This is a genomic window from Frankia sp. R82 (assembly GCF_023716925.1).
GTDB lineage: Bacteria > Actinomycetota > Actinomycetes > Frankiales > Frankiaceae > Frankia.
Window position 1 is genome coordinate 1 of the sequence record NZ_JAMQQG010000360.1, and the last position, 9,308, is coordinate 9,308.

Annotated in this window: 7 protein-coding genes and 2 pseudogenes; 5 read left to right on the forward strand and 4 right to left on the reverse strand. The window is 72.5% G+C overall.

The features are described from left to right. Positions 1–228: pseudogene (locus tag ND747_RS28685) on the reverse strand (hypothetical protein); the annotation flags it as partial. After that, the gene (locus ND747_RS28690) at positions 225–2,273 is read right to left on the reverse strand and encodes a polysaccharide biosynthesis tyrosine autokinase (protein WP_251737382.1); all 2,049 of its coding nucleotides are present in this window, start codon (positions 2,271–2,273) and stop codon (positions 225–227) included. The gene ND747_RS28690 and the pseudogene ND747_RS28685, both read right to left, overlap by 4 nt. Positions 2,274–2,390: 117 nt before the next feature. On the opposite strand from ND747_RS28690, the gene ND747_RS28695 reads away from it, so the two are divergent. Further along, entirely contained in the window at positions 2,391–4,511 is a 2,121-nt protein-coding gene (locus ND747_RS28695; RefSeq protein WP_251737383.1) for a nucleoside-diphosphate sugar epimerase/dehydratase, read from the forward strand. On the opposite strand, the gene ND747_RS28700 is transcribed toward ND747_RS28695, so the two are convergent. Then, positions 4,500–5,603 carry an NAD-dependent epimerase/dehydratase family protein gene (locus ND747_RS28700; RefSeq protein WP_251737384.1) on the reverse strand — a complete coding sequence of 368 codons (1,104 nt, stop codon included), beginning with the start codon at positions 5,601–5,603 and terminating at the stop codon, positions 4,500–4,502. The genes ND747_RS28695 and ND747_RS28700 overlap by 12 nt on opposite strands. 237 nt (positions 5,604–5,840) lie before the next feature. Between ND747_RS28700 and ND747_RS28705 the strand changes: the two genes are divergently transcribed. The 3 genes from ND747_RS28705 (at position 5,841) to ND747_RS28715 (ending at position 7,982) form a co-directional block, all read left to right on the forward strand. After that, positions 5,841–6,575: an acetyltransferase gene (locus ND747_RS28705; RefSeq protein WP_251737385.1), complete on the forward strand. Its 735-nt coding sequence runs from the start codon at positions 5,841–5,843 to the stop codon at positions 6,573–6,575. Positions 6,576–6,651: 76 nt separating this feature from the next. Beyond that, the gene (locus ND747_RS28710) at positions 6,652–7,407 is read left to right on the forward strand and encodes a tyrosine-protein phosphatase (protein WP_251737386.1); all 756 of its coding nucleotides are present in this window, start codon (positions 6,652–6,654) and stop codon (positions 7,405–7,407) included. 41 nt (positions 7,408–7,448) lie between these two features. Beyond that, entirely contained in the window at positions 7,449–7,982 is a 534-nt protein-coding gene (locus ND747_RS28715) for a lytic transglycosylase domain-containing protein (protein ID WP_251737388.1), read from the forward strand. Positions 7,983–8,050: 68 nt separating this feature from the next. Here the strand turns inward: ND747_RS28715 and ND747_RS28720 are convergent, their stop codons facing one another. Beyond that, the gene (locus ND747_RS28720; RefSeq protein WP_251737387.1) at positions 8,051–8,257 is read right to left on the reverse strand and encodes an RNA-binding S4 domain-containing protein; all 207 of its coding nucleotides are present in this window, start codon (positions 8,255–8,257) and stop codon (positions 8,051–8,053) included. Positions 8,258–8,445: 188 nt separating this feature from the next. On the opposite strand from ND747_RS28720, the pseudogene ND747_RS28725 reads away from it, so the two are divergent. Continuing rightward, positions 8,446–9,308, forward strand: a pseudogene (locus ND747_RS28725) (hypothetical protein); the annotation flags it as partial.

Sequence of the window (9,308 nt, forward strand, 5' to 3'; positions counted from 1 at the left end):
GGACGTCGACGTGCTGGCAGCGTCCGCGTGGTGGCGGGCCGCGCCGGGCTCGCCGGCGGGACCGGGGCCAGGGGCGGTGGTGTCCGGGGCGTCGTCCGCGCCCGGCTGGCGTGGGATGACCTGCGGTACGTCCAGGTGGGTGTGCGGCGCGTCCAGGCGTGTCCGGCCCGGACCGGTCGGCCGGGTCGATGATGGTTGTTGCGGTTCCCCCGATTCCCGCGCCGTCACCGATCCGAGCCGGCGTCAGCCGGCCCGGCCGGGTCCACTTCGTCGGCGCCCGGTTCCCCTCGGTCGTCTCGTCGCCCACCGGGTCGCGCCCGCCCGGCGGCGGACAACCTCGTTGATGCCCGACCGGCCCGCCCGCCAACACCGGCCGGCGGATGCTCGGCGTCGATCGGCTCGCGGGCGGACGGCACGGCCACCCCGGACGAGGTGCCACGACCGTCGCCGGATGGCAGGCCGTCGCCGGATGGCAGGCCGCGGCCGGATGGCAGGCCGCGGCCGGATCCACGTCGACGACTGGCCGCGGCACCCGGGGCGGAACCGGCCCGGTCGGCCTCGGCCAGCTCGGCCTCGCCGGCGCCGGCGGACTTGACCTCGGCGCCGTGATCGACATCGGCGGAGGTGTCGGCGTCATCGGTACGCCTGGACCCGGACCGCCTGGAGCCGGACCGCCTGGCCTCCGAGCGGACGGCCTCGGGCCGGAGGACGTCGGTGCGGGTGAGATCGGTGCCGGCGGTCGCGACACCACGGTGGTCGGCCTCGAGGGGGGCCGGGCTGACGTCCGCGTCGCCGTCGAGCAGCGGATGGCTTGCATCCTCCGGCCGGGACGCCCGCACGCCGGCGTCCGAGGCGATGTTTCGACGGGCCCGCTCGGCGACCCGACCGTGGCGACCATGTGGGGCGTAGCTGGTGTACTGGCCGTAGTAATAGGCGTCCGGGCCCTTGGTGGGGACCATGTTGAGCACGGTGCCGACCATCCGGGCATCGACGGCGCGCAGGGCGTCCGCGGCCTGGCGCAGCTGCTCCCGGCGGGTCCGGCCGATCCGGGCGACGAGCAGAACGCCGTCGGCCCGGCTGGCGAGCACCGCGGCATCGGTGACGGGCAGCAGCGGCGGCGCGTCGATGAGGACGAAGTCGAACCGGGCGTGCAGCACGTCGAGCAGGTCGGCCATGTTCCGCGAGCCGAGCAGCTCACTGGGGTTGGGCGGCACCGGACCGGAGGCGAGCACCTCGATGCGTCCGGAACCGACCCGGCCCTCACCCCAGGGCTGCAGCACGTCGTCGAGGTCGGCGGCACCGATGAGCACCGAGGTGAGGCCGGCGGCCGACTCGACGCCCAGGTAGGCGCCGAACGACGGACGGCGCAGGTCGCCCTCGATCAGGCAGACCCGATGGCCGCTCTGCGCCAGGCTGATCGCCAGGTTGCACACGGTGGTCGTCTTGCCCTCGCCGGGTACCGCACTGCTGACGATGATCGAGCGCGGGCCGGCGTCGACGTCGACGAACTGCAGGTTGGTGCGCAGCTGGCGGAACGCCTCGGCGCGGGCGGAGTGCGGCCGGGCACTGGTGATCAGCGGATGGCGGGCGGTATCCGCGTCAAAGATGATCATCGCGAGGTTCGGCAGGCCGGTGACCGCCCGCGCGTCCTCCTGGCTGGTGAGGCTGGTGTCCAGCCGGAAGCGCAGGACGGCCCCGCCGATGCCGAGGATCAGCCCGAGCAGAATGCCCAGCGCATAGTTGCGGGTGGGCTGCGGGGAGACCGGGGAGGTCGGCAGTTTCGACCGCTCCCAGACACTCACCCGCACCGTCGGTGGGGTTTCCGAGTCGGACGGTGCCTCGATCTCGGCGACGGCCCGGGAGAACTGCGTGCCCACCGCGTCCGCGATGGTCTGCGCCTGATGTGGATCATGATCACGGACGGTTGCCCTGAGCAGCACCGTGTCCGGCACGGCCGCTGCCACGATCTTGGCGCGCAGATCCTCCGGCGTGGTGTGCAGGCGCAGCTTCTCGATGACCGCCGCCGCCACCCGGTCGCTGGCGACCAGGTTGGCATAGGACTTCACCCGCTGCTGGGAAAGCAGACCGCCCTGATAGGCGGACGCGGCGCCGTCCGCGTTGTCCGGCGAGGAGACGACCATGGTCACCGACGCGGCGTAGATCTTCACCGAGCGCCAGGTCAGGAGACCGGCAAGCCCCCCGCCGAGCACCACGATGGCAAGTATGAGCATCCAGCTGCGGCGAAGGACGCGGACATAGTCGCGCAGTTCCACTCGTCGACCACCCTCCCGGGACGAACACCCCGACTACCCGTCGTCATTGAGTACGACCCCAACATACTCGACGGGTAGCGATTATTTTACTCTCAGTTACCATTACTCTATGACCTCATGTGGAGACGTAGAGTAGACGGCGCGGTCGACGTCCGGTGGACGGCACACCTGGCGCGGCGCGTGTCGCGGCTGGACCTGCGCCAGCGGGTCGGGATGCAGGTCGCGCTCGACAGCCTCGCGATGGTCGTCGGACTGACCGCTGCCCAGATCGGCCGGTTCGACTTCACCCTCGGCGCACTGTCCAGCCTCGGCTTCTGGGTGATCTGTGCGCTGGCGGTCTGCCTGCTCCACTTCCTGGGCACCGCGCTGCACCTCTACCTGGGGCGCTATCGCTTCGGCGGGTTCGAGGAGGTCCTCGGGCTGCTCGTCGCCGTGGTCCTGACGATCGTCGGGCTGCTCGTCGTCATCGCCGCGTTCGGATCCCCCAGACCGATGCCACTCAGCGTCCCGCCGCTGGGCGGCACGGTGACTCTGGTCGTGATGTTCGGGGTCCGCTACTCCTGGCGACTCGTCGAGGAACAGGCGCGCCGCCCCGACCGGGCCGGCACTGAACCGCTGCTCGTCTTCGGCGCCGGAGCCGGCGGGGAAAGCGTGCTGGCGGCGATGCTGCGCACCACGGACAGCCCCTACTACCCCGTCGCCCTGCTCGACGACGATCCGAAACTGCACAACCTGCGCCTGTTCGGCGTCCCCGTCCGCGGCGGACGGGAGGCGATCGCCACCACCGCCGCCGCCAGCGGCGCCCGCACCCTGCTGGTGGCGATCCCCAGCGCGAACGCGCACCTGCTACGGGAGATCACCAGAATCGCCGAGGACGCCCGGCTCGCCGTGAAGGTCGTTCCCCGGGTCGCCGATCTGATCGACGGCCGGGTCGGCGTCGCCGACATCCGCGACCTCGACCTCGCCGACCTGCTCGGACGCCGCCAGATCTCCACCGACATGACCGCCGCCGCCGGCTATCTGAGCGGACGGCGGATACTCGTCACCGGAGCCGGTGGCTCCATCGGCTCCGAACTGTGTCGCCAGATCGCCGCGTTCGCCCCGGCCGAACTCATCATGGTCGACCGGGACGAATCGGCACTACGTGCCGTCCAGCTGTCAATCTCCGGGCAGGCCATGCTCGACGACGAGTCGATCATCCTCGGTGACATCCGCGACGTCGACCTGATGACCCGGCTGTTCGAGCAGCGCCGCCCGCAGGTCGTCTTCCACGCCGCGGCGCTCAAGCACCTGCCGCTGCTCGAACGCTTCCCCGGCGAATCGGTGCAGACCAACGTGTGGGGCACCCTCACGATCCTGCGCACTGCCGCGGCCTGCGGCGTCGACCGGCTGGTGAACATCTCCACCGACAAGGCGGCGAACCCGGTCAGCGCCCTGGGCTACTCCAAGCGGATCACCGAGCGACTCACCGCGCACGTCGCCGCCGACGCCTCCGGGACCTTCGTCAGCGTCCGGTTCGGCAACGTACTCGGCAGCAACGGCTCCGTGCTCACCGTGTTCGCCGGCCAGCTCGCCACCGGCGGCCCGATCACCGTCACCCATCCCGACGTCACCCGCTACTTCATGACCATCCCCGAGGCCGTCCAGCTCGTCCTGCAGGCCGGTGCGTTCGGCGCCGCCGGAGAGGCCCTCGTTCTCGACATGGGCGAACCCGTCCGCATCGCCGACGTCGCCCGCCGCCTCGCCGCCCGCGAACCGCGTCCCGTCGACATCGTCTACACCGGCCTCGTCACCGGCGAAAAGCTGCACGAGGAGCTCTTCGGTGACGGCGAGTCCGACCGCCGCCCCCACCATCCCCTCATCTCCCACGTCGACGTGCCCGCCCTCGACCCCGCCGCCGCTCTCGCGCTCGACCCCTGGGCCCCCCGCGCCGAGGTCCTCGCCCACCTCGCCGCCCTGGCCCACCCCGCCGCCACGCCCGCTCCCACCAGTGTTCCCGCCACCACTGCTCCCGCCACCACTGTTCCCGGCCTCGCGATCCCAACCGTTTCCGTCCCGGCTCAGGCCGCGGCACCCGCCCTCCCCGCCCAGATCACGCCGCCCACCGCCACCAGCCCCGGTACGGATGCCAGCCCCGGTACGGATGCGCCGTCCGCACCGGCGACCGCCGCCGGCCTGATCCCCCGCCAACCGGCCCGCCATCGCAGCAACCCGGCCCTTCCCACGTCACCCTCCTGACGCGTCCGACAGGTGCTCTCGGTGGGCGTCCGGGGTGGGCCGAGCGGTGCGAGCGGAACGAGCGGGCGCGACGGTGGGGGTGAGCGCACCGGACGTGATGCCGCTCGCGCCCGCAGCGCTGCCGCCCGCGGCGGACGGCACGGCGGACGGCACGCCGGACGCCCCGGGGAGGCCGCGCTCGACGTACCAGGCGACCGTGGCTTCCAGGGCGGCGGCGAGGTCGAGGCCGACCGCGTCGGGGAACAGGGTGCGCAGCGTCGCCGTGCCTGCCTGCGAGTCTCGGACGTCACCCGAACGCGGCTCGACGTGGCGGACGGGCAGGGTCCGACCGAGGATCCGTTCCAGCTCGACGATCACCGTGAGCAGGTCGGTACGGGTACCGAAGGCGATGTTGACCGGGTCCGGGTGGCTGAGTCGGCGCAGCGCCGCGTCGCACAGCGTGCCGGCGACGCCGGACACGTAGGTGAAGTCGCGGGTCTGGCGCCCGTCCCCATGGACGGTCAGGGGCCGCCCGGACAGCGCGGCCTCGATGAAGGTGGGCACGACCGCGGCGTAGGCATGACCCACCGACTGGTACGGGCCGAAGACGTTGAACAGCCGCACGGCGAGCACCGGCAGGCCGAAGCCGCCCCGGTAGCCCAGCGCGTAGCCCTCCGCGGCGAGCTTGGACGCGGCATAGGGGCTGCGTGGCCGGCAGGGGGCGTCCTCAGTGCGGGGCAGGGTGCCACCCACGCCGTACACAGAGGAGGAGGACGCGACGACGACGTGCGTCTCGTCGCGCTGGGCCACGTCGAGGACGGTCAGGGTCCCGGTGGCGTTGACGGCGTGGGTCGCCATCGGATCGAGCAGGGAACGTGCCACCGACGGCCGCGCGGCCAGGTGGACGATGCTGTCCGCGCCCAGGCAGGCCTGCTCGACCGTGGTCCGGTCGGTGACGCTGCCGACGATCAGCTGCACAGGCAGCCCGGCGAGGTTCGCCACCGCGCCCGTGCTCAGGTCGTCGAGGACCACCACCTCGGCGCCGGCGGCCAGCAGTGCTCTGGTCAGGTGGGCACCGATGAAACCGGCACCGCCCGTCACAACTACCTTCACCGATAATCACCCTCCGGATTCGTATGGATACTGAAGGTAGTTGATTCGGGCGCGCGCCACCGACCACAACCCCTCCGACACTCCGCTCCCCCGCTCACTCTTCCGGGGGTCCCGCGACCGACAGGACCCCACCCGGCCAGCCTCCCCACCCCCCGAGTAACCACTCTGCGTGTTGATTTGATTGCAGAGAGTGTCGAACCTAGTGTGCGATGAGTGCCGGGTCCTTCACGTCCGCTGGTGATCGTGGGTGCCGGGGGGCACGGCCGGGAGCTGCTGGATGTGGTGGAGGCCGTCAATGCCACCCGTGCCCCCGCGCCGTACACCTTCCTCGGGTTCCTTGCGCTGCCCGACGGTGACAACCCCGCCGGGGAGACCGGTGGGGACCCCGGCGCGGTGGCCCGCCGGGGCGCCGGGCTGCTCGGCGGGCTGGACCTGCTCGGCCAGCTGGACGCCGACTACCTGATCGGGGTCGAGGACGCCCCGGCCCGGCAACGGATCGACCGGTACGCCTCGCTGCACGGACGGCGCCCGGCCACCCTCGTCCACCCACGGGCGAACCTCGGCGGTGACGTCCGGCTGGGACCTGGCACCGTCGTGTGCGCACTGGCCAGCATCACCACGAATGTGCGCACCGGACGGCACGTGGTGGTCAACATCGCGGCGAGCATCGCGCACGACTGCCGGCTCGGCGACTACGTCACCGTCGCTCCGGGCGCCCGGATCGCCGGTGGAGTCGCCGTCGGCACGCAGGCCTGGATCGGCGCGCAGGCAAGCATCGTCGGGCTCCGCCACGTCGGCGACCGGGCCGTGGTGGCGGCCGGCGCCATCATCACCGAGGACGTCCACGCGGCGACGGTCGTCGGCGCCACCATCCGGCCCGCCGCCAACCCCACCACCACCGGTCCGTCCACGGTCGCGCGCTCGCCGCGGACGCTGCCTCCCGAGCAGCGCGACGCACCACTGGCCGGATAGGTGCTGACCGCAATCCGTCGATTGAATGCCGCAAAAGGCCGGGTGGCCGGGTGGCCGAACGTCCTAGGATCAGGACGTGGATCGCTGGTTCAAACTGACGGGCTGCGACAACGTACGCGACCTGGGCGGTCTGCCGACCGTCGACGGCACCCTCACCCGGTATGGCGCCTGGCTGCGCGCCGACTCGGTGCAGATGCTCACCCCGGGCGACGTCGGCGTTTTGCGCGACTCCTTCGGCCTGCGGGCCGTCCTCGACCTGCGGGCGAAGGAGGAGGCGCTGCGCGAGGGGCGTGGCCTGCTTGCCCAGGAGAACATCGCCTACCACCATTTGTCGTTTCTGCCGGGCGAATGGGTGATGCCGGACGATCCACGGTTCCCCGCGATCGTGCGCGACCTGAACCCGCAGGACCGGGTGGAGCACTACCTCGACTATCTGCGCCTGGCCGGCCCCGCCGTCGCCGCCGCGCTGCAGGTGCTGGCGGGCGCGGGCACCGGTCCGGCCCTGTTCCACTGTGCCGCGGGCAAGGACCGCACCGGCGTGCTGGCCGCGATGCTGCTGAGCATCGCCGGCGTCGAACGCTCGGCCATCATCGACGACTACACGCAGACCAACGAGCGGATCGACCGGGTCTACGCCCGGCTGGCGGAGCGTCCGTCCTACCAGCGCCAGATCCAGGCGGACAGCGCCGGTCAGCGGTCCTGCCTGCCGGAGGTGATGGCGGGCTTTCTGGCCGGGGTCGACGCCGGCTGGGGCAGCCCGGCCGGCTGGGCCCGGGCGGCCGGCGTCACCGAGGGGCAGTTGCAGGCCCTGCGCGCCATGCTGGTCGGCTGATCCCTGGTCGGCTCGTCCGGTCCGCCACACCACGCCGGATGATGGGTGGGGTGCCCGCCCGAACGATCCTCGCCGCCCTGCTCACCGTGCTTGCCCTGGCCACGACGGTGGGATGTGGCGTGCTGCGCCGCAACCGCCACGTTCCCGCAGACCTGGTTCCCGTGTTCCAGGCGGCCGTGACCGCCTATGGTGGCGGGCTCAGCGCGGCCCAGCTCGCCGCGCAGGCCTGGGTGGAGAGCCGGTTCAACCCGCGCGCCGTCTCCCGAGCCGGCGCCCAGGGCATCATGCAGTTCCTGCCCGCCACCTGGCGGGAGGTCGGCCTGGACGGCAACCACGACGGACAGGCCGACCCGATGGACCCGTACGACGCCATCCCGACCGCGGCCTACTACGAGTCACGGCTGGCCAGACAAGTCGCAGGCCTGCCCGGGGACCGCATCTCGCTGATCCTCGCCGCCTACAACGCCGGGCCCGACGCGGTACGCGCCGCGGGCGGCATCCCCGACATCGACGAGACCCGCCGCTATGTCGCCCGCGTCCACACCTGGGCCGTCACCTACGCCGACCAGCTCTGACCACCGACCAGCGCTGGCCACCGACAAGCTCGGACCACCGACCGGATCCGGCTGCCGGCCGGCCCGGCTCAGCCGACCCGGAGCTGCTCCCCCGCCACCACAACCTCGTCACCGGGGACGAGCTGACGCCCGCGGCGACTTTCCACTTCGCCGTTGACCCGCACCGCGCCCCCGGCCAGCAGGCCCTTCACGTCGGAGCCGGCGTCGACGACATCGGCGAGCTTGAGGAACTGGCCCAGCCGGATCGCGTCACCCTGGATACTCACATCTCGCATACTCCCAAGCATCACCCATGGCCGTCGGTCCGTTGCCAGGCCCGCCCGGCTGCGCGCGGTCCGTGCGTGGACCGGCGCGTCCGGGAGCTCGCCAGTCACATCCGCGGGCGCAATCCGACCCTGCCGGCCGGCGCTGAGGCATGCTGACGGGCGTGGCAGGTATCCCCCCGGATGCGTCCGGGTCGCCCATGGCCGGCGATGACCTTCCCGAGCAGCGCGATGACCTTCCCGACCAGCGCATGGCGAGTGCCCGACCGCTGAGCACCGGACCGGCGAGCGAGCAGGCGGTGCGGCGGGTCGAACTCGCCAGCGGGATGCTCGCCTCCCGCGCGGTCGCCCGGATGCACGAGGTGCTGCCCTGGTTCCCGGCGATGTCGGCGAGTCACCGCGCCGGGATCCAGCTGGTCGTGCAGGCCGGGATCTCCTCGTTCGTCTGGTGGTGCCGTCGCCCGGAGCACGCTCGGGAGCTGTCCGAGGACGTCTTTCGGGTTGCGCCGCGCGAGCTGGTCCGGGCGGTGACGTTCCGCCGGCTGGTGGATCTCGTCCGGGTCGCGGTGGAGGCGATCGAGACCGAGGTGCCGAACCTGGTCGGGCCGGACGAGGACCAGCGCCTGCTCGCCGACGTGCTGCGGTACTCGCGCGACATCGCGTTCGCCGGCGCCGTGGTGTACGCCCGCGCCGCCGAGGAACGCGGCGCGTGGGACGCCCGGCTGGAGGCACTCATCGTCGATCATGTGGTCCGCGGCGAGGCGGACCGGGCCCTGCCGTCGCGGGCGGCCGCGGCGGGCTGGCGCAACCCGCCGGCCGTGACGGTGATCGTCGCGCGGGCCGGCAGCGACGCGCCGGAGGTGGTCGTCGACGAGGCGCACCGCATCGCCCGGCTGACCGGCCTCGAGCTGCTGGCCGGCGTCCATCACAACCGGTTGGTGATGATCGTCGGCGGCGAGTTCGCGACCGCGGACGAGGGCATCGGCCGTCCCGAGGATGCCGCGGTACCCGCCCCGGGACCGGCCGGGGCCGCCGGAGGCGGTGGGGGCGGTGGGGGCGGCGG